Origin of the sequence: Bradyrhizobium sp. MOS003, assembly GCF_003020125.1 — a bacterium.
Classification (GTDB): domain Bacteria; phylum Pseudomonadota; class Alphaproteobacteria; order Rhizobiales; family Xanthobacteraceae; genus Bradyrhizobium.
Genome location: NZ_PYFW01000006.1, coordinates 1 through 23,382, shown reverse-complemented (window position 1 = coordinate 23,382; position 23,382 = coordinate 1). Strand labels below are relative to the sequence as shown.

General features: G+C 66.0%; 18 protein-coding genes. 13 read left to right on the top strand and 5 right to left on the bottom strand.

The genetic code is table 11. From position 1 onward, the window contains the following. Positions 1 to 74: 74 nt before the first annotated feature. Positions 75 to 2,474, top strand: a complete 2,400-nt coding sequence (locus C7G42_RS24360) for a bifunctional diguanylate cyclase/phosphodiesterase (RefSeq protein ID WP_106951493.1) — start codon at positions 75 to 77, stop codon at positions 2,472 to 2,474. 3 nt (positions 2,475 to 2,477) lie between these two features. Here C7G42_RS24360 and C7G42_RS24355 read toward each other — a convergent pair whose 3' ends face one another. Then, positions 2,478 to 2,912: a hypothetical protein gene (locus C7G42_RS24355; protein ID WP_106951492.1), complete on the bottom strand. Its 435-nt coding sequence runs from the start codon at positions 2,910 to 2,912 to the stop codon at positions 2,478 to 2,480. A gap of 77 nt (positions 2,913 to 2,989) precedes the next feature. Between C7G42_RS24355 and C7G42_RS24350 the strand changes: the two genes are divergently transcribed. Next, on the top strand, positions 2,990 to 3,577 hold the full coding sequence (locus C7G42_RS24350) for a hypothetical protein (protein WP_106951731.1): 588 nt from the start codon (positions 2,990 to 2,992) through the stop codon (positions 3,575 to 3,577). 119 nt (positions 3,578 to 3,696) lie between these two features. Here the strand turns inward: C7G42_RS24350 and C7G42_RS24345 are convergent, their stop codons facing one another. Then, positions 3,697 to 5,040, bottom strand: coding sequence for an aminotransferase-like domain-containing protein (locus C7G42_RS24345; protein WP_106951491.1), 1,344 nt, complete (start codon positions 5,038 to 5,040; stop codon positions 3,697 to 3,699). Positions 5,041 to 5,225: 185 nt separating this feature from the next. Here C7G42_RS24345 and C7G42_RS24340 point away from each other — a divergent pair, with 185 nt between their 5' ends. After that, the gene (locus tag C7G42_RS24340) at positions 5,226 to 5,462 is read left to right on the top strand and encodes a DUF1127 domain-containing protein (RefSeq protein ID WP_106951490.1); all 237 of its coding nucleotides are present in this window, start codon (positions 5,226 to 5,228) and stop codon (positions 5,460 to 5,462) included. 1,106 nt (positions 5,463 to 6,568) lie between these two features. Here the strand turns inward: C7G42_RS24340 and C7G42_RS24315 are convergent. Next, a complete protein-coding gene (locus C7G42_RS24315; protein WP_106951730.1) occupies positions 6,569 to 6,994 on the bottom strand; it encodes a universal stress protein in 426 nt (141 codons plus the stop codon). A 101-nt stretch (positions 6,995 to 7,095) separates the two neighbouring features. Then, positions 7,096 to 7,626 carry a SixA phosphatase family protein gene (locus tag C7G42_RS24310; protein WP_166475595.1) on the bottom strand — a complete coding sequence of 177 codons (531 nt, stop codon included), beginning with the start codon at positions 7,624 to 7,626 and terminating at the stop codon, positions 7,096 to 7,098. Between the two features lie 191 nt (positions 7,627 to 7,817). Between C7G42_RS24310 and C7G42_RS24305 the strand changes: the two genes are divergently transcribed. The 9 genes from C7G42_RS24305 to C7G42_RS24265 all read left to right on the top strand — a co-directional run bounded on the left by C7G42_RS24305 (position 7,818) and on the right by C7G42_RS24265 (position 21,395). Beyond that, complete coding sequence (locus C7G42_RS24305) at positions 7,818 to 9,287, top strand: NAD(P)/FAD-dependent oxidoreductase (RefSeq protein WP_106951487.1); 1,470 nt, start codon at positions 7,818 to 7,820, stop codon at positions 9,285 to 9,287. Positions 9,288 to 9,373: 86 nt separating this feature from the next. Beyond that, positions 9,374 to 9,886, top strand: a complete 513-nt coding sequence (gene msrB / locus C7G42_RS24300; RefSeq protein ID WP_106951729.1) for a peptide-methionine (R)-S-oxide reductase MsrB — start codon at positions 9,374 to 9,376, stop codon at positions 9,884 to 9,886. A 200-nt stretch (positions 9,887 to 10,086) separates the two neighbouring features. Beyond that, positions 10,087 to 12,339, top strand: a complete 2,253-nt coding sequence (locus C7G42_RS24295; protein WP_106951486.1) for a flagellar hook-basal body complex protein — start codon at positions 10,087 to 10,089, stop codon at positions 12,337 to 12,339. A 35-nt stretch (positions 12,340 to 12,374) separates the two neighbouring features. Then, the gene (flgK, locus tag C7G42_RS24290) at positions 12,375 to 14,258 is read left to right on the top strand and encodes a flagellar hook-associated protein FlgK (protein WP_106951485.1); all 1,884 of its coding nucleotides are present in this window, start codon (positions 12,375 to 12,377) and stop codon (positions 14,256 to 14,258) included. A 21-nt stretch (positions 14,259 to 14,279) separates the two neighbouring features. Then, positions 14,280 to 16,163, top strand: coding sequence for a flagellar protein (locus C7G42_RS24285; RefSeq protein WP_106951484.1), 1,884 nt, complete (start codon positions 14,280 to 14,282; stop codon positions 16,161 to 16,163). A gap of 71 nt (positions 16,164 to 16,234) precedes the next feature. Beyond that, positions 16,235 to 17,011 carry a methylenetetrahydrofolate reductase gene (locus C7G42_RS24280; RefSeq protein ID WP_106951483.1) on the top strand — a complete coding sequence of 259 codons (777 nt, stop codon included), beginning with the start codon at positions 16,235 to 16,237 and terminating at the stop codon, positions 17,009 to 17,011. Continuing rightward, positions 17,001 to 18,644, top strand: a complete 1,644-nt coding sequence (locus C7G42_RS24275) for a hypothetical protein (RefSeq protein ID WP_199581112.1) — start codon at positions 17,001 to 17,003, stop codon at positions 18,642 to 18,644. The genes C7G42_RS24280 and C7G42_RS24275 overlap by 11 nt, the downstream gene beginning before the upstream one ends. Before the next feature lies 1 nt (position 18,645). Further along, the gene (locus C7G42_RS24270) at positions 18,646 to 19,899 is read left to right on the top strand and encodes an ATP-grasp domain-containing protein (RefSeq protein ID WP_106951481.1); all 1,254 of its coding nucleotides are present in this window, start codon (positions 18,646 to 18,648) and stop codon (positions 19,897 to 19,899) included. Next, positions 19,896 to 21,395: a pyridoxal phosphate-dependent decarboxylase family protein gene (locus C7G42_RS24265; protein ID WP_106951480.1), complete on the top strand. Its 1,500-nt coding sequence runs from the start codon at positions 19,896 to 19,898 to the stop codon at positions 21,393 to 21,395. The genes C7G42_RS24270 and C7G42_RS24265 overlap by 4 nt, the downstream gene beginning before the upstream one ends. A 94-nt stretch (positions 21,396 to 21,489) precedes the next feature. On the opposite strand, the gene flbT is transcribed toward C7G42_RS24265, so the two are convergent. After that, on the bottom strand, positions 21,490 to 21,930 hold the full coding sequence (gene flbT, locus C7G42_RS24260) for a flagellar biosynthesis repressor FlbT (RefSeq protein WP_094972350.1): 441 nt from the start codon (positions 21,928 to 21,930) through the stop codon (positions 21,490 to 21,492). Between the two features lie 322 nt (positions 21,931 to 22,252). Between flbT and C7G42_RS24255 the strand changes: the two genes are divergently transcribed. Next, positions 22,253 to 23,382, top strand: a 1,130-nt coding sequence (locus C7G42_RS24255) for a DUF1522 domain-containing protein (RefSeq protein ID WP_147250282.1), incomplete at its 3' end; no start/stop codon positions are given.

Below are 23,382 nucleotides of genomic sequence, written 5' to 3'. Positions count from 1 at the left end.
CTGCAGCTGGCGCGTAGCCAGTTACCACCTGGCCATTTTTGTCAGGTCATGTGCGGGTCCATCAGAGGCCCGCAATGCATCAAATTCTCTACTGTTTCACCGACGAGCACAATTGGCGGCTGGTCGCGCTTGGCGGCGCGGTGTGTCTGCTCGCCAGCGCGGCGGCGATCAGCCTGTTCCACCGGGCGCGGGCAACAAAGGGCGTCGGACGCCTGACCTGGCTCGGCCTCGACGCGGCCGTCAGCGGCTGCGGCATCTGGGCGACGCATTTCATCGCGATGCTCGCCTACGGACCGGGCGGCGCCGGTGCCTACAACATTCCAGTGACGATCCTGTCGTTGATCTTTGCGATCTCCGTGACCTTCGTAGGGCTGAGCATCGCCGTGTCGTCCTCGCGGGCGGCCTGGATCGTCCTCGGCGGCGCCATCGTCGGCAGTGGTGTCGCGGCGATGCATTACACTGGCATGGCGGCGCTGGAGATACCGGCGCGCGTGGACTGGATCGGAAGCACGGTCGCCGTCTCGGTGCTATCAGGTATCGTCTTTGCGGCCCTTGCATTGCTGGTGGCCGCGCGGCGCGACGACCTCGTCCATGCCCTGACGGCGACGGTCCTGCTGACGGTTGCCATCGTCGCGCACCATTTCACCGCCATGGGCGCGGTGGTGCTGACGCCGGATCCGACGCTCGCGATCGGTGGCCTCTCGATTCCGCCCGCTTCGCTGTCCTTCCTCACCGCCAGCGCCGCGGTTGCGATCATCGCGATCGCGCTCGTGGCTGCGCTGCTCGACCGCCGCGCCAAGGGGGAACTGGGCGCCCAGCAGATGGTGCTGGATACGGCGCTCGAGAACATGTCGCAGGGTCTTTGCATGTTCGATGCGGACGGCAAGATCATGCTGTTCAACGAGCGCTATGCGGCGATGCTTCGTCGCACCGACATCGCGCTGACCGGCCGCCTGCTGGTCGACGTGCTCAGGGAGGAGCAGGCCAAGGGCGAGTGGCAGGGCGACGCCGATGAATTCTTCGCCCGCCTCGTCGCCGACGCGCGCGAGGGCCGCACCACGACGGAGGTCGTCAACCGGTTCGGCCGTTCCATCCGGGTGGTCAACCAGCCGATGCAGGGCGGCGGCTGGGTCGCGACTTTCGAGGACATCACCGAATGGCTGGAGGCGCAGGCCAAGATCTCGCACATGGCGCGCCATGACGCACTGACCGGCCTGCCGAACCGCGTGCTGTTCCACGAGCAGCTCGAGCAGGGACTGCGCCGGACCAGGTCGGGCGATCAGCTCGCGGTGCTTTGTCTCGATCTCGATCACTTCAAGGACATCAACGATTCGCTCGGCCATCCCATTGGCGATGCGCTGCTGAACGAGGTCGGCCACAGGCTGTCGGCCACCGTCGGCGAGAGCGACACCGTGGCCCGACTGGGCGGCGACGAGTTTGCCGTGGTCCAGATCGGTCGTTCCGAAGAGACCGCCGCGAGATCGCTTGCCGGCCGGCTCGTCGAGGTGATCTCGGCGCCCTACGAGATCGACGACCATCAGATCGTGATCGGCGTCTCGATCGGCATCTCGCTGTCGCCGCAGGACGGCAGCGATCCGAGCGAACTGCTGAAGAATGCCGACCTCGCACTCTACCGCGCCAAGGCGGACGGCCGCGGCACCTATCGGTTCTTCGAGACCGGCATGGATGCGCGCGCGCAGGCGCGGCGCCTCCTGGAAATGGACCTGCGCGCGGCGCTGCAGCGCGACGAGTTCGAGGCCTATTACCAGCCGATCCGCGACGTCGCCAGCGGCCGCGTCGTCGCCTTCGAGGCGCTACTGCGCTGGAATCATCCGCAGCGCGGCCTGATCGCACCCATCGACTTCATTCCGCTGGCCGAGGAAACCGGACTGATCCTCCAGCTCGGCGAATTCGTGCTGCGCTCGGCCTGCACGGATGCCGTCACCTGGCCGGACGATGTCGACCTCGCCGTCAATTTGTCGCCGGTGCAGTTCAAGAATCCGAACCTGATCGCCTCCGTGATCGCAGCGCTCGCCGCCTCAGGACTGGATGCGCACCGTCTCGAGCTCGAGATCACCGAATCCGTGCTGCTCCAGAACAGCGAGGCGACGCTGACCACGCTGCATGAGCTGCGCGCCATGGGCGTGCGCATCTCGCTCGACGATTTCGGTACCGGCTATTCGTCGCTGAGCTATCTGCGCAGCTTCCCGTTCGACAAGATCAAGATCGACCGCTCCTTCGTGTCGGAGCTGGCGACGCGCGAGGATTCCATGGCGATCATCCGCGCCGTGACCGGGCTCGGCCGCAGCCTCGGCATCGTCACCACCGCGGAAGGCGTCGAGAACGACGCGCAGCTCGAGCTGCTCAGACGCGAGGGCTGCACCCAGGCGCAGGGCTATCTGTTCAGCAAGCCGCGTCCCGCCTCCGACGTGGCAGTGATGCTGAACCGGCCGCGGCTGCTGGCGTCTGCGTGAGGTTCAGCCGCGGCGCAGGGCGAAATGGGCGCCGCAGAATGCCATGACGGCGCCGAGACACAGCGCGGCGAGCCCGGCCAGCACGCCCGAGACCGTCGGGACCGGGCTCGGCGCCGAAGCCACCTGGCCCGCACCCGCGAGCAGCAGCACGCCGACCGCGATCAGGAACTGCCGCATCCGTTGCGGGATCTGGCCGGAGACTGCGCTCTGCATCAGCGTCGCCGTGAAATAGCCGCCGGAGAAGCCGACCGAGGCGATCAGCCACCACGCGATCGCCGCGCCGGCGGGGATGAACTCGTGCGTGTCGGAGCGCCAGAGACCGCCGAGGTCGAGCCCGTAGCGCGCGCCCAGCATGTGCACCGCAAGCGCGAGCAGCACGCCTGATATCATTGCGGCGCCGAGAATCAGGCGGCGCGGAAAAAAGGTCGTCTCAACCATGCCCCGCTTGTAGGATGGGCGAGGGCGATCGCGCAAGCGGATCGCAGGCGGGATGGCGGACGGGATCGATTGTCGGGATGCAGGGTTCGGAAGCTGAGACCGCGTCGGTCACGAGTTACGCCTACAAGGCGTCGCTGATCGGCTCGGCGCATCGCTTCGAGCTGACGGAGCAGGGGCTGTCCTGGCACATCGGCGGCCGATCTGGCCTGTGGCCTTACGATGAGATCGGCGCGATCCGGCTGTCGTTCCGCCCGGTGTCGATGCAGCAGCACCGCTTTCGCGCCGATGTCACTCACACCAGCGGCCGCCGCATCGCGATCCTGTCGACGAGCTGGCAAACCGCGGCGCTGATGGCGCCGCAGGACAACGGCTTTCGGGCCTTCATCCTCGCGCTGCACGCGAGGATGGCGAAGGCGGGCAGCCGCGCAACGCTGACGGCGGGGCTCGGCCGCACGGCCTATGCGGCAATGCTGGCGTTCCTGGCGGTGCTGACGGTGGCAATGGTCGGCCTGTTGATCCGGGCGCTTGTCAGCGGCGAGTTCGCCGGCGCGCTGTTCATCATCGGCTTTGCCGCGCTGTTCGCCTGGCAGGTCGGCGGCTTCGTCCGGCGCAACCAGCCGCAGAGCTATCGCTTCGATCAGGTGCCGAAGGGGTTGCTGCCATAGAGCGTTTTCGAGCGAAGTGGAAAGCGGTTCGCGTGAAGAAAACGCGTCAAGATAAGAATCGAGAGCCCCGTTCCGATTCCATCGGAACGCGGCTCTAGACCGATCGCTACGGCCAATCGCTACTCGGTCGAGTCGAAATCCTCTTCCTTGGTGCCGAGCAGCGACACGATCGTGCGCAGGCCCGAGTCGAGCTGCTCGAAGGTCGGGGGCGCGAGAGCGAGGCGCACCGCGTTCGGTGCATGGCCGTGGGCGATCGCAAAGGTGGAGGACGGCGTCAGCGCGATGCCGCGCCGGGCCGCAGCCGCGACGAAGGTCTGCGAGCGCCAGTGTGGCGGCAGGGTCAGCCAGAGATGGTACGAGCGGGTGTCGGCGGCGATCTGGTAGCCGGCGAGCAGCCTTGCCGCGGTCTGCTGCCTGCGCGCCGCGTCGATGCGTTTCAGCCGCGTCAGCTCGGCGACGGTGCCGTCGGCCATCAGCCGTTGTCCGGAGGCGAGCGCATGGCCCGAGGCGATCCAGCCGCCGGTGCGGACCGCGCTCATCACGCTCTCGCGCAAGCGAGGCGGCGCCACGAGGATGCCGAGCGCAAGGCCCGGCGCGACCTTCTTGGACAGGCTGTCGATCACGATGCAGCGGTCCGGCCCGAGTGCAGCCAGCGGCGTGTCGTCGGCGAGGAAGCCGTAGACGGCGTCCTCGATGATGGTGAGATCGAGCTTCTCGGCGACCCGCATGATGTCGGCGCGCCGCGTCGCGTTCATGGTGACGCCGAGCGGGTTCTGGATGATGGGCTGCAGATACAGCGCCGACAGATGCGCCTCGCGATGCGCTTTCTGGATCGCATCGGGACGCGCGCCGAACTCGTCCATGGGAATCGGGACCAGCGTGATGCCGAGCCGCGCCGCGATGCTCTTGACGTAAGGATAGGTCAGCGCCTCGACGCCGCAACGGCCGCCGGTGGGGACGAGTGCCGCGAGCGCGGCGGCGAGCGATTGCTTGCCGTTGGCGGTGAAGACGATCTGCTCGGCTTGCGGCGCGAAATCCTTGCGCGCGAGATAGGCGGCAGCCGCATTGCGCGCGCTCTTGGTGCCGGTGCTGGTCGAGACGCGCAGCGCGGATTCCAGCGCGTCGACGCGCTCCAGCCCCGCGAGGCTCTTGGCGATCATCGCCCATTGCTGCGGCAATAGCGGATAATTGACCTCGAAATCGATCCGCGCATCGCGCGGCTCGCTCAACGCTTCGACCTCGCGCCTGATGTCGCCCGAGATGAAGGTACCGCGGCCGACCTCGCCGACGACGAGCCCGCGGCGGAGCAACTCCGTATAAACCCGGCTCGCGGTCGAGACCGCGATGCCACGGTCGTAGGCAAAATTGCGCTGCGGCGGCAGCCGGTCGCCGGGTCTTAACGTGCCCTTAGAGATATCCGAGGCAATGGCATCGGCAAGCTTCACGTACTCGAACTTGGACATTATTGCACCGAGAGCAATGTTTCACTTGCTCCGAGTAGTGTACTGGAGCATTTAAGTTCCATCAAGGTCCACGATTGAGCCGAGGAGAGCGAGAGCAATCCGACGGCAAATGAGGTGCAAGCGCTCACGCGTCTGCGCCAACGGCATTCGCGTCGCCGCGCGGGACCAAAAGCCGGAGAAGAAACATGACCACGATCTCGCAAACTGCCGGGCGGAATTTACGCCCATCCTCGACGGGCGGATTTTTCAGCACGCTCGCCCAGGGCGCCTATGCGCTCTTCAACAGCCTCGAGCGCCGTTCGGCCGTCAAGACATTGAGCGACCTCGACGACCGCGCCCTGCGCGACATCGGGATCACGCGCAGCCAGATCGAGGACGCCGTCTACGGGCAGGTCAAGGCCGAGCTGACGCGGTATCTGTAAATTCATTCGGCCGTGTCCCGGACGCGCTGCAACGCTCTTGCGTTGCTGCGCAGAGCCGGGACCCAGCAAGCCACGGCACGTGCTGCAACATGGGCCCCGGCTCTGCAGCGCACCGCTGAAGAAGCGCTGCGCTGCGTCCGGGGCACGAGACCTGAATTTTTGCGAACAGCTGCATCAACACCGTCATTGCGAGCGCAGCGAACCAATCCAGAATCCCTCCGCGGAAAGACTCTGGATTGGTTCGCTGCGCTCGCAATGACGTGGTGATGGGCTCGCTCCTTCAATCCGCATCTCGCTCCGCAGACACAGATTTGCATCCCCGCGGCGCATTTCGCCCGAGCTTTGCTTGATCTCTTCGCCCTCCATTGAAGAGGGCGCAGGGAAGACCGGGCGCCGGCTGGCACCCGCGGTCCACTGTGCGATTTCTGCGTTACAAAAAGTTGCACAGCGGCATACAGGTGTAGCCAGGACAGCCCGGCCTTCCCTGCGCAGTGGCTTTACGGCTTATGTCGTGATCTCCCCGGGGAGCGTTGCGCTATTGCCCCCGTCGCCTTGCGGATGGCTGACGCATGCGTCCGGTTGGACGACATACATCACCACAAGACTTGGCGCACAGACCCCGGGCGCCAGGACCACACGATTTTGCCGTACGCCGATCACACCGGTCGTGTGCGCGACGGCCTTGCTCACGGTTGCCCGCCCTGCAAAAACTCTTCGCGCCGATGCGATCTGCGTCCACCGCCGCCCGGCCCGCGTTCGTGACGATCGCGATACGCCCTCTTCCTTGGGCCGGGTTGAGGCGACACATACGCCGTTTCCGAATTTCGGTAAAGTGGAATATTTTTGACCGAGCGAGTTGACCTGCGGCTTGGTGTTTTGCCCGTCGGGGAACGCAAGGTCTGGTAGCTCTCGTGTCCGCGCTGCAACGCCCTTCGCGTTGCTGCGGCAGAGCCGGGACCCAGGAGGCCACGCGATCCGCCTAAGCATGGGCCCCGGCTCTGCAGCGCGCCGCTGAAGTAGCGCTGCGCTGCGTCCGGGGCACGAGAGCGGAGTTTCCGACGCACAACTGCATCGTCACACTCGCAATGACGGGGATAGGTCGGAGCCTAGTGCCTGACCACCAGCACCGAGCACTTCGCGTAGCGCACCACATGGCCGGCATTGGAGCCGAGGAAATAGGTGCGCATCGCCGGCCGGTGCGAGGTCATCACGATCAGATCGGCCTTCATGTGCACGGCTTCCTCCAGGATCTCGTGGTAGATGCCGCCCTGGCGGACCACGCTGGAGATGCGGCTCGGATCGATGCCGGATTCGCGCGCGACGATGGCAAGCGCCTCTTCCGAGGTCTGACGCTGCTGCTCGTCGAAATCGGCCGGCACGTATTCGGCCAGCATCACCGGCGTCATCGGCAGCACGTTGAGCAGCCGCACGACTGCGTTCCAGGTCTGCGACAGCGTGGCCGCGGTCGCGATCGCCGGCTTGGCGAGGTCGGTGTCGGCGAGGTCGATGGGCACGAGGATGGACTTGAACATCTGCGCCTCCAAATCTTCATTCCCCCGGATCGAGCTGGATCAACCGGTAGAGGCCGAACCCGCTCGGCTCATCCCGATTGTTAGCAGCTTATCGTAGCGGCTCATCTTAGCAGCTTGGGGCTGGTGAACAGCACCAGTTTGCCGCGGCGGTAGGCCACGTCACCCCAATCCTTGACGTCAAAGTCGAAGATCGCAAGCCCCGCGGTGGGTAGATTGTCGGCGAGCGCCCTGGCGCCATCCGGATCGCCGCCGCCCATCAGCATCAGGGCCGCTTCGTGCATGCCGGGATTATGGGCGACCAGCAGCAACTGCTTCGGGTCGGCCGGGGCGGTCGCAGTGCGAATGGAGTCCAGGATCTGCGCGGGATCGGCGCCGTAGAGTTCCGGCAGGATCTCGACCTGCGGTGTCGGTACGCGGTCCTTCATCGCCTCCCAGGCGGTGTCCCAGGTCTGCCGGGCCCGCACGGCGTGCGACACCAGCACGGTATCGGGGAAGGGAGGATGGGTGGCGATCCAATCGCCGATCCGGGCGGCATCCTTATGGCCGCGGTCGTCGAGGCGGCGATCCTGGTCACGGCCGCTCGGCGCGTCGGTCTCGGTCTTCGCGTGACGCAGCAACATCAAACGGCGCATGGCATTCTCGAATCGTTCCACGTCCAGAATAATCTGCAGGCGCCGGTCGAGGACAAGGTGACGGGCGCCCGGTTGGCATTAAGCGCGATGAGACTAGAACGAATCGTCATCGCGCTTAAGGTTGTTATTTCGAGCATGATCTTTTCGGAAAACCGCTGCACACTTTTCCGGATCATGCTCTAAGAAACGACATGAGCGAGACTTTCACAAGCGTGTCCCAGGAAGAAGCCGGCCTTCGCGACCGTGTCCGGCTGTCGTTCGATCTCGACGTGGACATCTGCGTCATCGGGGCCGGGCTTGCCGGGCTCTCCATCGCGCTGGAGGCGGCCCGACTCGGGGCCAGTGTCGCGGTGCTCGAAGGCCGTCATATCGGCTGGAACGCCTCCGGCAACCAGCTCGGCACGGTGATGCCGGGCTTTGCGCTGCCGCTCGCCGACCTCATCGAGCGCATCGGCTTCGAGGACGCGCGTGAATTGTGGTCGCTGTCGAAGGAGGGCGCCGAGCTCGTCCGCGCCAACGTTACGGAAGCGAACATGCCGGGGATCGCTCCTGATAACGGCGTGCTGGAGGTCTCCCACGTCGATGCCGGCGACCGCCTGATCAGCCGGTTGCAGATGCTGAACGAGGATTTCGACACCGAGGTCGAGGGCTGGCAGGTCGATCGCGTCCGCGAGGTGCTCAGGACCGATCGCTATTTCCACGGCGTATATTATCCTAGGGCGTTCCAGGTCGACGGCCGCAAATACGTGCACGGCCTTGCCGCGCTGGCGCGGCGTGCCGGCGCCCGCATCTTCGAGGACACGCCGGTCGTCAGCATCGATCATTCCGGCATCCGCAAGCGCATTGTGACGCCCTCGGCACGGCTGCGCGCCAGCCATATCGTGCTCGCGGGCAACATCCATCTCGGCGCGCCGTTGCGGCGGCTGTCGGAGACGCTGCTGCCGGTCTGGCGCTATGCCGGCATCACCGCGCCGCTGGGCGAGCGCGTGCACGAGATCATCGCCTTCAAGGGATCGGTGATGGATTCCGACGGTGTCGACCATTTCCGCATCGTCGACGGCGACCGGCTGATGTGGGAGAGCCCGGAGACCACCTGGGCCGCGCGTCCGCAGCGCTTTGCGGGCAGCGTCAGGCGCCGGATCCGCACGATCTTTCCCGAACTCGGCAACGTCGAGGTCACCGAGATGTTCGGCGGCGTCACCGGCCAGACCGTGCACGGCATGCCGCAGATCGGCCAGTTGCGCAAAGGCCTGTGGGTGGCGAGCGGGTTCGGCCGTCAGGGCATGAACACCTCGGCCATGGCCGGGCAGATGATCGCGCGCAGCATCCTGTGGGGTGACGAGCGCTGGAAGCTGTTCTCGCCGTTCGAATTGGTCTGGGCAGGGGGCACCACCGGGCGGGTCGCAGGCCAAATTGTCGGGATCTGGGGCAGGGCGAGTTCCGCCGCCGCAGGCTCGCTCGCCCGCTACCGGGAACGCGCCAGGGCCAAGGACCGCCAGCGCGAGGCGCGCCTCGCCGAAGCCAATCGGGCCGCCGGCACGGGTCCGCGCCGTCCCCCGCCTGGCGTCAGGCCGCGGCCCGCCCCACCGCCGAAACCCGCGTCCCAAGAGGCACACCAGGTCGCGGAACCGGCGTCGCATGATGGCGCTGCCTCCCAATAAGTTGAGAGAAATTCCGCCTGGACGTGTAACGTTTGCCGTTAGACCCCGTATCTCAGGGCGTGGACTCGTCCCGCAAGGAGAATGAGATGTTTGACCGCCGCTTCCTGTTGACGACTGCCGCCGGCCTGTTCGGCCTTGGAGCTTTCCGCTGGCTGAGAGGGACGCCTGCCGAGGCCGGCGAGAAAGGCGCGGAAAAGTTCGAGATCACGAAGACCGAGGCCGAATGGCGCGCCCAGCTGACGCCGCAGCAATATGAGATCCTGCGCAACCACGGCACCGAGCGGCCGGGCTCCAGCCCGCTGCTGAAAGAGCACCGCAAGGGCACCTTCGCCTGCGCCGGCTGCGACCTGCCGCTGTTCGCCTCCGAGACCAAATTCGAGAGCGGCACCGGCTGGCCGAGCTTCTACCAGCCGATCGAGGGCAATGTGGGCAAGACCGAGGACCGTACCTTCGGCATGCTCCGCACCGAGGTGCATTGCCGCCGCTGCGGCGGCCATCTCGGCCACGTCTTCGACGACGGTCCGAAGCCGACCGGATTGCGCTATTGCATCGACGGTTTCGGGCTGGTTTTCCGCCCGGCGGCGGCGTCCGCGACGTAGGTTTTCGACCTCCGAATACGACGATATGGCCCGGCAATTGTTGCCGGTCCCGGCAATTGTGCCCCGGTCATCGGACCGGGGCTTTTTCATTAAGTGATTGATTTCCCGAGAATACCCGCATTGGCATAGCCTTTGCGACTGTCTCCTCCGACTGCGGCCTAGGTCGACCGGCCGCCGAGATCGGATTTGGAGACAAAGTTATGGGTATCTTCGATGCAATGAACACCTCGGTGGGTGGCCTGCAGGCGCAGTCCTACGCGCTGCAGAACATTTCCGGCAACATCGCGAACTCATCCACCACCGGTTACAAGGGCATCGGCACCAGCTTCGTCGACCTCATTCCCGACTCCTCGGTTCCGAGCAAGCAGGTCGCGGGCGGCGTGACGGCCAACGCCAAGGCCACCATCACCACGCAGGGCACGATCTCGGGCTCCACCGTCGCCACCAACATGGCGATCACCGGCGACGGCTTCTTCTCGATACAGAAGGCGAGCGGCGTCGTCGACAACGTGCCTGTGTTCACCGGGGTCACCTATTACACGCGGCGCGGCGACTTCCAGCTCAATGCCAACGGCAATCTGGTCAACGGCGCCGGCTATTATTTGATGGGCGTCACGGTCGACCCGAAGACCGGCAATCCGACCGGCAGCGTGGCGAACGTCCTGCAATTCCAGAACAACTTCATTCCGGCGCAGGCGACCACCTCGATCCAGTACGCGGCCAACCTGCCGACCCAGCCGAACACGGTGGCGAAAACGACCGCCTCGACCGGCACGCTGCTGGCGGCCGGCGGGCTGAACCCGTCCGATTTCTCCGCCAACCCGTTGCCGGTCGGTACCCCGCCGGCGCCCTATGCCAACGCACTGGTCTCGGGCGCGGCTGCAACCGGCAACATCCGTTCGCCCTACTCGTCCACGTCTGCCACGGGCACGGTTGCCCTCCAGAACAATTCGTCCGCGGTGGCTTCGACCACCACGTCGCTCGACAATGCGGTCGGCACGCATCTCGCCTCCAGCATTCTGACCGCGCTGAGCGGGCAGACGCTGACCATCAACGGCAACACGATCACGTTCAACGGCGGCACGACGGTCTCGACCGTCGGCAACAATACCACGATCGGGCTCGGCGCGGGCACGACGGCGACCGTGGCGGACATCCTGAACGGAATCCAGACCGCCGGCGGCGCCGGCGTCACCGCCTCGCTCTCCGCCAGCGGCAACATCGTGATCTCCAGCGGCACCGGCACCGACGTGGCCGTCGGCAGCGGTACGGCCGCCACCGCGCTCGGCATCAGCAGCGTGACCCGCGGCGGCAACGTGCTGTCCTCACCTGCAATCTCCGGTGCAACGGTGCTGAGTGGCAGCGCGACCGCCGGCGGCGCCCAGGTGCTCTCATCCGGCTTCGCCGCCGGCGATACCATCACGGTCGACGGTCAGACGCTGACCTTCATGGCCTCGGGTGCCTCGGGTGCCAACCAGATCAACATCACCGACAACATCACGACCCTGCTCGGCAAGATCGATGCCCTCGCAGGCGCTTCGGGGTCGTCGGTCAGCAGCGGCGGCGTCATCACGCTGAACACCGGCACCGTCTCCAACCTGTCGGTGTCCAGCTCCAACAGCGCGGCCTTCGCCGCACTCGGCTTCACCTCGACCATCACCAAGAACCGCGACGGCGGCGGCACCGCCGGCACCGGCGGTGTGATCGGCAACGACATCGCGACCTTCACCAAGGAATCGATCAGCGGCGGTGCGGTGACTGCCTACAACGCCGCCGGTACGCCGGTGAACCTGCAATTGCGCTGGGCCAAGACCGACAGCGCCTCGCTCGGCGCGGGTCATTCGGACAGCTGGAACCTGTTCTACCAGACCGACCCGAACGCGACCGGAACGACCGTCGGCTGGGTCAATACCGGCCAGACCTTCACCTTTGCCGCCGACGGCTCGCTGACCTCGCCGAGCGGCTCGGGCATCACCATCAACAATGTCAGCGTCAGCGGCCAGTCGCTCGGTTCCGTCGCCTTCAACATCTCCACGGGCGGACTGACGCAATATGCCAGCACCAGCGGCGCGGTGACCATCAACACGATCACCCAGAACGGTTATGCCGCCGGTCAGCTGCGGTCGGTCGCCGTCAACAACAGCGGCATCGTGGTCGGCACGTTCTCGAACGGCCAGAACCTCAACCTCGCTCAGGTTCAGTTGTCGCATTTCAACGGCACCAATTATCTGAAGGCGCTCGATGGCGGTGCCTATGCCGCAACCGAACAGTCGGGCCCCGCCATCGATGGCGCTTCGGGCACCATCAGCGGCTCGTCGCTGGAAGGCTCGAACACCGACATCGCCGACGAGTTCACCAAGCTGATCGTGACCCAGCAGGCCTACTCGGCCAACACCAAGGTGATCACGACCGCGAATTCGATGGTGCAGGACCTCTTGAACGTATTGCGCTGATCGGCGCGTAACGTAACCAAAGGCGGCTAGTCAACATGGGTTTGAGTTCAGCCCTCGCCAGTGCGATGAGCGGTCTGCGTGCCAACCAGGCCGCGCTCTCGATCGTCTCCTCGAACGTCGCGAATTCGCAGACGCCGGGTTACGTCGTCCAGACGCCGAACCAGATCGAGGTCACCACCGGCGATTTCGGCTCGACGGCGATGACGACCGGCGTCAGCCGGGAGCTCGACACCTATGTCTTGAACCAGCTGCGCACCGAGACCGGCGGCAGCGGCTACGCCGACCAGATGGCCAGCATCCTGAAACAGCTTCAGAATGTCTATGGCACGCCCGGCAACAGCGGCACGCTCGAAACCGCGCTGAACAAGTTCACCACGGCGCTGCAGGCGCTGTCGACCAGTTCGGGCGCGTCGTCGGCGCAAACCGTTGCGCTCGGCGCGGCGCAGGCGCTGGCGACCCAGCTTAACGTCACCACCAAGGGCATCCAGTCCCTGCGCTCCAACGTCGAGCAGGATCTCGGCAATTCGGCGCAAGCGGCCAACGTCGCCATGCAGCAGGTCGCCGACATCAACACCAAGCTGCAGGGCCTGTCGGCCAACGACCCCTCGGCCGCGACGCTGATGGACCAGCGCGACCAGGCCATCAACACGCTGTCGAAATATGTCGACGTCCGCGTCACCACCGACGGATCGAACCAGGCCAACATCTATACCACGACGGGCATCCAGCTCGTCGGTGCCGGGCTCGCCTCGCAATTCACCTTTGCCTCGGCCGGCGCGCTGTCGGCGACCTCGCTCTACAACATCGATCCGGCCAAGTCCGGCGTCGGCGCGTTCAACATCGTGCTGCCGAACGGCTCGAAGGTCGACGTCGTCGCCAACAGCGTGGTCTCCTCGGGCCAGATCGCGGCCGATCTGAAGCTGCGCGACCAGACGCTGGTGCAGGCGCAGGATCAGATCGATCAGCTCGCCGCCACGATGTCGAGCGCGCTGTCGGACAAGACCACCGCCGGCACCACCGTGTCGGGTCCGCCGGCCGGCTTCGACCTCGACCTTGCCGGTGCGCAGCCGGGCAACACCGCAACTTTCACCTACACCGACACTGCGACCAATACCCAGCGCCAGGTCACGCTGGTCAACGTCACGGATCCTACGGCGCTGCCGCTGCAATATGCGACCAACGCCAACCCGATGCGGATCGGCGTGAATTTCTCCGGCGGCATGGGCGCGATCGCCGCGGCCCTCAACACGGCGCTCCCTACGTCGCACCTGACATTCTCCGCCGCCCCGTCGCCGGCGACCGCCACGACGCTGCGGATCACCGACGACAATAGCGGCCTCGCCAAGGTGAATTCGTCCTCGATCTCCAAGACGATCTCGTCGCTGACCTCGGGCAATCCGCAGCTGCCGCTGTTCACCGACGGCGGACAGGCGCTCTACACCGGCGCGATCACCGCCTCGGGCTCGCAGATGACCGGCCTGGCCGGACGCATCGCCGTGAACACGCAGCTGGTCTCCGATCCGACCCGGATGTCGGTGTACAACACCTCGCCGGTGACGCCCGCAGGTGATACCGCGCGTTCGGATTATCTCTACTCGCAGCTCACCTCGGCGGTGTTCTCCTATTCGCCATCGAGCGGCCTCGGTTCGCCGGGCCAGCCCTTCACCGGCAGCGTCTCGAACTATCTGCAGCAATTCCTCAGCGTCCAGGCCAATTCCGCGACCCAGGCCGACCAGCTCCAGCAGGGCCAGAGCGTCGTGGTCTCGACGCTGCAGGCCAAGTTCAACTCGACCTCCAGCGTCAACCTGGACTCGGAGATGTCGAACCTGATCCAGCTCCAGAACGCCTACGCCGCCAACGCCCACGTCATGTCGGTGGTGCAGAGCATGATGAATACGTTGCTCCAGGCTCAAGGGTAACAAGTAACAGGGCTCTGAAACATGTCGATCAGCAGCATCAACTACTCTTCATCGATTCTCGGCTCGCAGATACGCAATATCAATCAGCAGCTCACGGACCTGTCGACGCAGCTCTCGACCGGCAAGCTGTCGCAGAACTATTCCGGGATGGGCACCAACGAGGGCTTCGCGATCGCGGGGCGCGCGCAGCTCTCCAACATCGCCGCCTATACCGACACGATCACCAACGTCAATGTCAGCATCAACCTCGCCAACACCGCGCTGCAGTCGCTGACCAAGATCCGCAGCACGGTGCAGACGGGTGCGGCCAATACCGCGCAGGATCTCAACGTCAACGGCCAGACCATCGCGCAGAACACCGCCGCCGCCCAGTTCGGCTCGATGATCGGCGTGCTCAACACCCAGACCGGCAACCGCTATCTTTTCTCCGGAACCGCCGTCAGCACGCAGCCGGTCGCAGATGCCGGCGACATCATCAACGGCACCACGACGCAGGCGGGGTTCAAGACCGTGATGGCGGAGCGCCAGTCCGCCGACCTCGGCGCCAACGGCATGGGGCGCCTGGTGCAGACGCAGCCGACGCCGAGCTCGATCCAGGTGTCGGAAGACGCCGCCGGCTCGCCGTTCGGGCTCAAGCTCAAGGCGGTGTCCTCGACCTTGACGGGCGCGACCATCACCGGCCCGAGCGGCTCGCCGGTGTCGTTTTCGGTCGATCTCAACGGCGTCAATCCGAACAATGGCGACAAGCTGAGCGTGCAGTTCACGCTGCCGGACGGCTCGACCGAGCAGATCGACCTGACGGCGTCGACGGCGACGCCGACGCCGCTCGGTAGCTTCGCGATCGACGCCAGCACCCCCGTCAATCCGACCAACACCGCCAACAACCTCAACACCGCGCTGAACACCGCGATCACGAAGCTCGCCAACACCTCGCTGGTCGCGGCATCCGCGATCGTCGCCGGCGACAATTTCTTCAACACCGCAAGCTCGGCGATCGGCACGGCCAAGACCAACCAGGCGGCGCCGCCTGCGCCGATCAGCGGTGCAACGGCGCTGTCGGGCGCGAGCCCCTCGGACTCGATCTCGCCCGGTTTCGTCGCGGGCGACACCATCACCGTCAACGGCACCACGCTCACCTTCGTGGCGTCGGGCGCGACCGGCAACCAGCTCAACGTCACCGACAGCATCCAGAATCTGCTCGGCAAGATCGACCAGATCACGGGAACGTCGAAGCCCTCGACGGTCCACGGCGGTTCGATCACGATCAACACCGACGATGCGGCGAGTTTGAACATCACGAGTTCGAATACCGGCGCTCTCGGTTCGCTCGGCTACAGCGCGACGCCCGTGACCGCCACCCAGCCGCCGCTGCGCGTCGGATCCTCGCCCGCGAGCTCGGCGACGACGCTGGTCAACGGCTCGGCCAACACGGTGAAATGGTACCTCGGCAATGACGGGCCCGGCTCGCCGCGTTCGACCGCGATGGCGCGCGTCGACGATTCCGTCTCGGTGCAGTACGGCGCCCAGGCGAACGAGGACGCAATCCGCCGCCAGCTGCAGGCGACCGCGGTGTTCGGGACGTTCTCCACCTCGCCGACCGGGCAGTATTCCGGCGGGCAGGTCGCCGCGCTAAGCCTGCGCACCACCCAGGCACTGACCCAGCAGCCCGGCCAGCAGCGCATCGAGGACATTCAGACCGACATCGCGATGGCCCAGAACACGATGAAGGATGCGAGCACGCGCCAGACCCAGGCCAAGGCGCAGCTCCAGAGCATCATCGACCAGGCGGAATCGGCCTCGCCCGACCAGGTGGCGAGCCAGCTGCTGGCGCTCCAGAACGCGCTCCAGGCGTCCTATCAGGTGACCTCGAACCTGGCGCAGCTCTCGCTCGTCAAGTTCCTGTAAGGACGCGTTAAGGCGCCGTTAACCATGCCTCTTTACCTCTTGGTGAGGATTGGAGCGGGGCGGAGCCGTCGATGTCGGACAAGATGCAATTGGTGGTGGCAACGCCGTGCTTCGGCGGGCAGGTGTCGAGCATCTATGCGAGCTCGATCTTCGCGCTGCAGCGTGCCGTGCACGGCATGTCCAACCTCGAGCTCAAGGTGCTGCTGCGGGACGGCGATGCGCTGATCACCCGCGCGCGGGCCAATTTGGTCGCGCTGTTTCTGGACGATCCCAAGGCGACGCATTTCCTGTTCATCGACGCCGATATCGGCTTCAAGCCGGAGCAGGTGTTTCGGCTGATCGAATGCGGGGCGGACGTCGTCGCCGGCTGCTATCCGATCAAGCGCGTCAATTGGGACAAGGCCGCGCGGGCGATCCAGTCCGGCCGCACTGACGTGCCGGCCGCCTCGCTCGACTACGTGCTCGAGATCGAGGACCCCGACCGCATCGTCGTCGTCAACGGCTTCACCCGCGTGCGCTATGCCGGCACCGGCTTCCTGATGATCCGGCGCCAGGCGCTGGAGGCGATGTGCCGCCATCCGGACTATGCAGCCTTGCAGTTCTTCCGCGAGCATTCGCACGACACGCTTGCCGCGAGCCAGAACCGGTTTGCGCTGTTCGAATGCATGATCGACCCGGCGACCGGCACCTATCTTTCCGAGGACTTCGCCTTCTGCAAGCGCTGGACCGGCATCGGCGGCGAGATCTGGGCCGACATCCAGAGCTCGCTCGATCACGTCGGGCCGTCGGTGTTCCACGGCGACATCGCCTCGCAATTCGCGCCGGCGGCTGCGGCCGATGCGGCGTAAGCCTTCCGGGATGAGCGCCGGCGCATCCCGTCTGTCAGGTCAGGAGCCCGTCTCCGACGGCGGCTCGCGTTATCGCCTGCGCGATCTCTTCACACCATTGGACACGCTGCTCGTCTCCGGCGGCGATCCGCGGCTGGCGCTCGACGTCAGGGATCGCGTCAACGGCTATGGCTGTGCGGCTTCGCCGGAGCCGGAGATCTGGAACTTCGCCTCCTCGACCGCATCGGCGATCTCGCAAGCGGCTTACGACCGTGCGGCGTTGGCGCGCGAAGAGCTGATGCACAAATGCCTGTTCGACGAGGTCGAGATCGCCTTCGACGCGCGCTGCGAGGACATGCGGGACGAGCTGCGCGGCCATCTCCAGCTCTCTGCGCGCGTCGACATCGTGTTCTCGCCCTCCGGCACGGACTCTCAGCTCCACGCCTTGTTCCTGGCGCGTGTGTTGCTCGGGGCGCCGCCGGTGACGATCGTGGTCGGCGCCGACCAGACCGGAAGCGGGACGATCCATACCGCTCGCGGGCACCATTTCAGCTCGATGACGGCGAGCGGGCTTGCGGTTCGCAAGGACGGTGCGGTCGCAGGGCTTGCCGGCGCCAGTGTAGCGTTGCCGCTGCTCGGGGCCGGGAATGCGATGCGCGCGGACATCGATGCCGCGGTGCTGGATGCGATCGAGGCCATGATCGCGCAAGGCGCGCCCGTGCTGCTCCAGATTATGGATGCATCGAAGCTAGGCTGGCGCGCACCGAGCGCGGCCTGTCTCGACGAGATCGCGCGGCGCTGGCCGCGCAAGGTCCAGATCGTCGTCGACGCCTGCCAGGCCCGGCTCGGCCGCCGACGGCTGCGCTCCTATCTCGACCGCGGCTACATGGTGCTGATGTCAGGCTCGAAATTCTTCGGCGGGCCTGCCTTCAGCGGCGCGGTGCTGGTGCCGAAGGGCCTTTCGCGGTCGCTCGACCGGGTCGAGAGGATCGCCCCCGGCATCTTCGATTATGCCGGCCGTTGCGATTGGCCGATGGCCTGGACGGCGCTGCGTTCGCGCTTCGAACGCCGTCCGAACTTCGGTCAATGGCTGCGCTGGGAAGCGGCGCTGGCCGAGATTGGCCGCTACTACGCCGTACCCGGGCCTTTCCGCGCCGGGGTGCTCGCCGAGCTTGCCGCCGGCATCGACAGCATGATCGCGCTGTCGCCGTCGCTTCGCCCCGTCCCATCCGCTATCGGGACCGCCGGCGCGGATGACGAGGAATTTGCAAAAACCACGATCTTTCCGTTCATCCTGCTGCGCGACGGCAAGCCGGTCTCTATCGCCGAGACTGGGGCGGTGCATCGGGCGCTGGCGTGCGACATGAGCGAGGCGATCGGCGGCAGCGCTGCGGACCGGCAGGTCGCCTTGCAGTGCTGCCTGGTCGGCCAGCCGGTTCGGCTGGAGCCGCAGGACGAGGCGCCGCAGGCCGTGCTGCGCCTCTGCGTCGGCGCACGGCACGTGACCGAGGCCTGGTCGCCTGACGTCGCGCAGGCGCAACGCAACGTGCAGGACATTCTCGATCGCATCGCCCATGTGCTGGTAAAGATCGAGCTGCTGCTCGACCGTGGCGCGGTCGCGGCGGTGCCGGTAAACTCCGCGCACGAGGTGTGAGATGCAGCATCCGGTTTCCGCGCCGCTTCGCATGACCGCAGCGAACTATGCCGATCGCATCGGCTTCGCGCAGCTGACCCGCCAGGCCTTCGAAGGTGTCGACCTGCATCCGCTGCGCGACCAACTGCTGACGCGGATCGCGGCGGGGACGGCGCTCGCGGGGGAAGGGCTGGATCTGTCGTTGATCACCCAGCTTCTCGGCGACAAGGATCAGGGGCTTGCGATCCAGTCGGAGGTGCTGGCCTTCCACCAATTGTTTCGCACGCCGAGCGCTGCTCCAAAGCCGGGCTTGCGCGTGCTCGCGCTTGCAGCCGACATCGACATGGGCGGCAACACGCCGATCGATTTTCTGCTCGAAGGCTCCGACATCGAGCTGTTGACGCTCTACGTGGTCAAGGGCGTCGGTCTGCCAAAGGATTTGCCCGAGCACGACGTCGCCATCGTGATCGCATCGGATTCCGAGGAATGCCGCGAGGCGCTCGCTGCGATCGAGAAGGTCGCGCTGCATTGGCCGCGGCCACTGCTCAATCTTCCCGATCGCATCGGCAACCTCGATCGCGACAAGCTGCACCGGCTGCTCGCCGGCGTGCCGGGTCTCGACATTCCCGCGACGATTCACGCAACGCGCGCGCAACTGTCCGATCTTTCGCGAGGGCAGATCGCCTGCCGGGACATCGCGGGTGAACTGTGCTTTCCGATGATCGCGCGGCCGCGCGGCTCGCATGCCGGCGTCGGACTCGCGAAGCTCGACGATGCCGCGGCGATCGCCGCCTATCTTGCCGAGCGTGACGAGCAGGATTTCTTCGTCGCGCGCTTCGTCGACTATTCGAGCCCCGACGGGCTCTACCGCAAATATCGTCTCGCGATGGTCGACGGCAAACCCTACGCCTGTCACATGGCGATCGCCGATCGCTGGGACATCTGGTATCTCAACGCCTACATGGCGTTCAGCGAGGAAAAGCGCGCGGAAGAGGCGATCTTCATGCGCGACTTCGACCACGCCTTCGCGGCGCGCCACGGAAGCGCGCTCGACGAGATGAGCCGGCGCGTCGGCCTCGATTATTTCATCGTCGATTGCGCCGAAAACCAGAACAACGAGCTGCTGGTTTTCGAAGCCGACAACACCGCCGTCGTGCACAACATGGATTCGCCGGACGTGTTTCCGTACAAGCCGCCGCAGATGCGCAAGATCTTCGCGGCGTTCTCGGCGATGCTGTCGCGGCACGCAGGAGCAGGCGAGGGGAGTGCAGCATGAACGAGATCATCCGCAACGCGCAGAGCTCCGTCGCGCGCACCTCGCTCGATCCGCAGGACTGGAGCGAATTTCGCGCGCTCGCCCATCGCATGCTCGACGATGCGATCGACGGCATCGCCAACGTTCGGTCGCGCCCGGTCTGGCAGCCGATCCCCGATGCGACCCGCGCGGCCTTTAGGGCGGACGTGCCGCACGAGGCGAGCGAGCTCGCCGAGGTCTATCGCGAATTCGTCGAGCATGTGGCGCCCTATGCGACCGGCAACGTCCATCCGGGCTTCATGGGCTGGGTGCATGGCGGCGGCACCGCGGTCGGCATGATCGCGGAGATGCTCGCGGCCGGTCTCAACGCCAATCTCGGCGGACGCGACCACATGCCGATCGAGGTCGAGCGCCAGATCGTCGACTGGATGCGCCGCTTGTTCGCGTTTCCGGACAGCGCGAGCGGCATCTTCGTCACGGGCACGTCGATGGCCAATCTGATGGCGGTGCTGGTGGCGCGTAACGCTGCGCTCGGCATGCTGGCGCGGCAGCACGGCATCGGCAATGACGGCGCGGTGCTGACGGCCTATACGTCGCAGGCCGCGCATGGCTGCGTCTCCAGGGCAATGGACATTGCCGGGCTCGGCACCGATGCGCTGCGCAAGATCGGCGTCGATGCCGATCATCGCATCGACGTCGCCGCGCTGCGTGCGCAGATCACCGTCGATCGCGAGGTCGGTTTCAAGCCGTTCCTGGTCGTCGCGTCTGCCGGTACGGTGGACATTGGTGCGATCGACGACCTCGAGGCGATCGCGGAGCTGTGCCGCGAGGAGGGCATCTGGTTTCACGTCGACGGTGCTTTCGGCGCGCTCGCGATCTTCTCGCCCGAGCTCGCGCCGCTGCTCGGCGGCATCGAGCGCGCGGATTCCATCGCGCTCGACTTTCACAAATGGGGACAGGTGCCCTACGACGCCGGCTTCCTGCTGGTGCGCGACGGCGAGCAGCATCGGCAGGCCTTTGCGCAGCCCGCGGCCTATTTGCGCCGCGAGGCGAGGGGGCTCGCGGCGGGCGCGGTCTGGCCCTGCGATCTCGGCCCCGATCTGTCGCGCGGCTTCCGTGCATTGAAGACGTGGTTCACGCTGAAGACGTTCGGCATCGACCGGCTCGGTGCGACGATCACGCGAAGCTGCGCGCTGGCGAAATATCTGGAGGCCCGCGTCCTGGCCGAACCGCGGCTGGAATTGCTGGCGCCCGTCAATCTCAACATCGTCTGCTTCCGCTACCGGGCCGATGATGCGGTCAATCGCGAGATCGTCGCCGACATCCAGGAGTCCGGAATGGCGGCGCCCTCGAGCACGACGCTGGGCGGCAGGTTTGCGATCCGCGCCGCGATCGTCAATCACCGCACCGGGGAGGCGGACATCGATACGCTGGTCGGAGCCGTGCTGGAGTTCGGCGGCCGGCGGTGCGGCGACGGAATGATCGAGGTCGAGGCGCCGCCGCTCGCAGCGCAATAGCCCCGGTGCATGGTTGAAACGACAACGGCCCCGGAGGCGATCCGGGGCCGTTGTCGTTTCGGGGGGGCGCGCGCGGCTCGCGCGAACGCGCGTGTCAGGCGGCGGAGCTCACGTCGTCCTTGGCCGCTTCCGTCAGGGGATGGGTGGCCTCGAATTGGCTGCGCAACTTCTCTTCATAGGCGATCAGCTTGCGGGCGTCCTTCAGCGCCCGGTAGAGGTCGCCGTTCAGGATGTTGTTGTTGATGCCCTCGATGATCGGCCAAGCGCTCGGCACCGCGGTGACGATGTCGCGCACCAGGTTGAAGTAGGTGCCGTGCTGGCTCTGCGGATCCGGCGAGATGTACATGAGCTGGACCGCCAGATAGACGAGCTTCGCAGGCGAATCCGCGGTCTCCGGCGTGAGGATGTCGCGCTCGCGCAGGATCGGCACGTTGTCGCCGTCGATCAGGAGGCGGGCGCGCTGGTCCGTATTGGTAATCACGCAGTTACCGACGATGATGCGTTCGTGCGGTCTGAGCTCGACCTTGAGGGCCATTGCCTGTTCTCCATCAACGCTTTCGTAACCGAGCGTTCGTTGCGGCCTGTGAAGCGGTGATTCTCGCTCGCAACTAGTTAACGAGCTGTAAATTCCCGCTGTTGGCGCCAAAAAGTGCAATGTTTTCAGAGGCGCGTCCGTGTGGCGGCGCAGCGATGCGCGTCGTTTCCGGGGCCCGAATCAGGCGCGGCCCGGCGAAAGCGCGAGTTTCATTTCATGTTTCGTTAGAGGTCTCGGCGCCACGGTCCGCCGGTCGCTGGGTCACTCTCGATCCAAGCAGACGAGTAACAGTAGCGTCGTTTACCAGAAAGGTAACAGAGTTATGTCAGGCATCGTCCTCTCCGCATCGGTTCGTCAGAACCTGCTCTCCCTCCAGTCCACCGCTGATCTTCTCGCCACCACGCAGAACCGTCTGTCGACCGGCAAGAGCGTCAACTCGGCCCTGGACAATCCCACCAACTTCTTCACCGCCCAGTCGCTCGACAACCGCGCCAGCGACATCAACAACCTGCTCGACGGCATCGCCAACGGCGTGCAGGTGCTGCAGGCTGCCAACACCGGCATCACCTCGCTGCAGAAGCTGATCGACTCCGCGAAGTCGATCGCCAACCAGGCGCTGCAGACCACGGTCGGTTACTCCACCAAGTCCAACGTCTCCGCGACCATCTCGGGTGCGACGGCGGCCGACCTGCGCGGCACGACCTCGTACGCCAGTGCGACTGCGAGCAGCAACGTGCTGTTCAGCGGCGCGGCCGGCGGCACCACCGCGGCGAGCGGCACCACGACCCTCGGCGCCACCATCGGCTCCTTCACCGGCACCACCGCAACGACCGGCGCCGGCGGCACCACGGCCCTGACCGGCACCATCACCCTGATCGCCACCAACGGCACCACCGCGACCGGCCTTGCCGGCGTGGCCCAGCCGGCTGACGGCGACACGCTGACGGTGAACGGCAAGACCATCACCTTCCGCAGCGGCACGGCTCCGGCGACCACCGCCGTTCCGACCGGCTCGGGCGTCAGCGGCAACCTCGTCACCGACGGCAACGGCAACAGCACCGTCTATCTCGGCACCGCCGGCACGCCGGCTGCGACCGTGAACGACCTGTTGAGCGCGATCGACCTCGCCAGCGGCGTCAAGACGGTGTCCATCAGTTCGGGTGCTGCGACCTTGGCCACGAGCGCCGGCCAGACCGCCTCGAGCGTTGCTGCAAGCGCCGTCACGCTGAAGAGCTCGACGGGTGCGGACCTGAACGTCACCGGCAAGGCCGATCTGCTCAATGCGCTCGGCCTGACCTCTGCCGTCGGCGGCGGCAACGCTACCGTCAGCGCCAGCCGCACCTCTAGCTCGGCTTCGCTGGGCGCGACGATTGCGGACGGCTCGACGCTGAACGTCGACGGTCACGTCATCACGTTCAAGAACGCCCCGATCCCGGGTTCGACCGGTGCTCC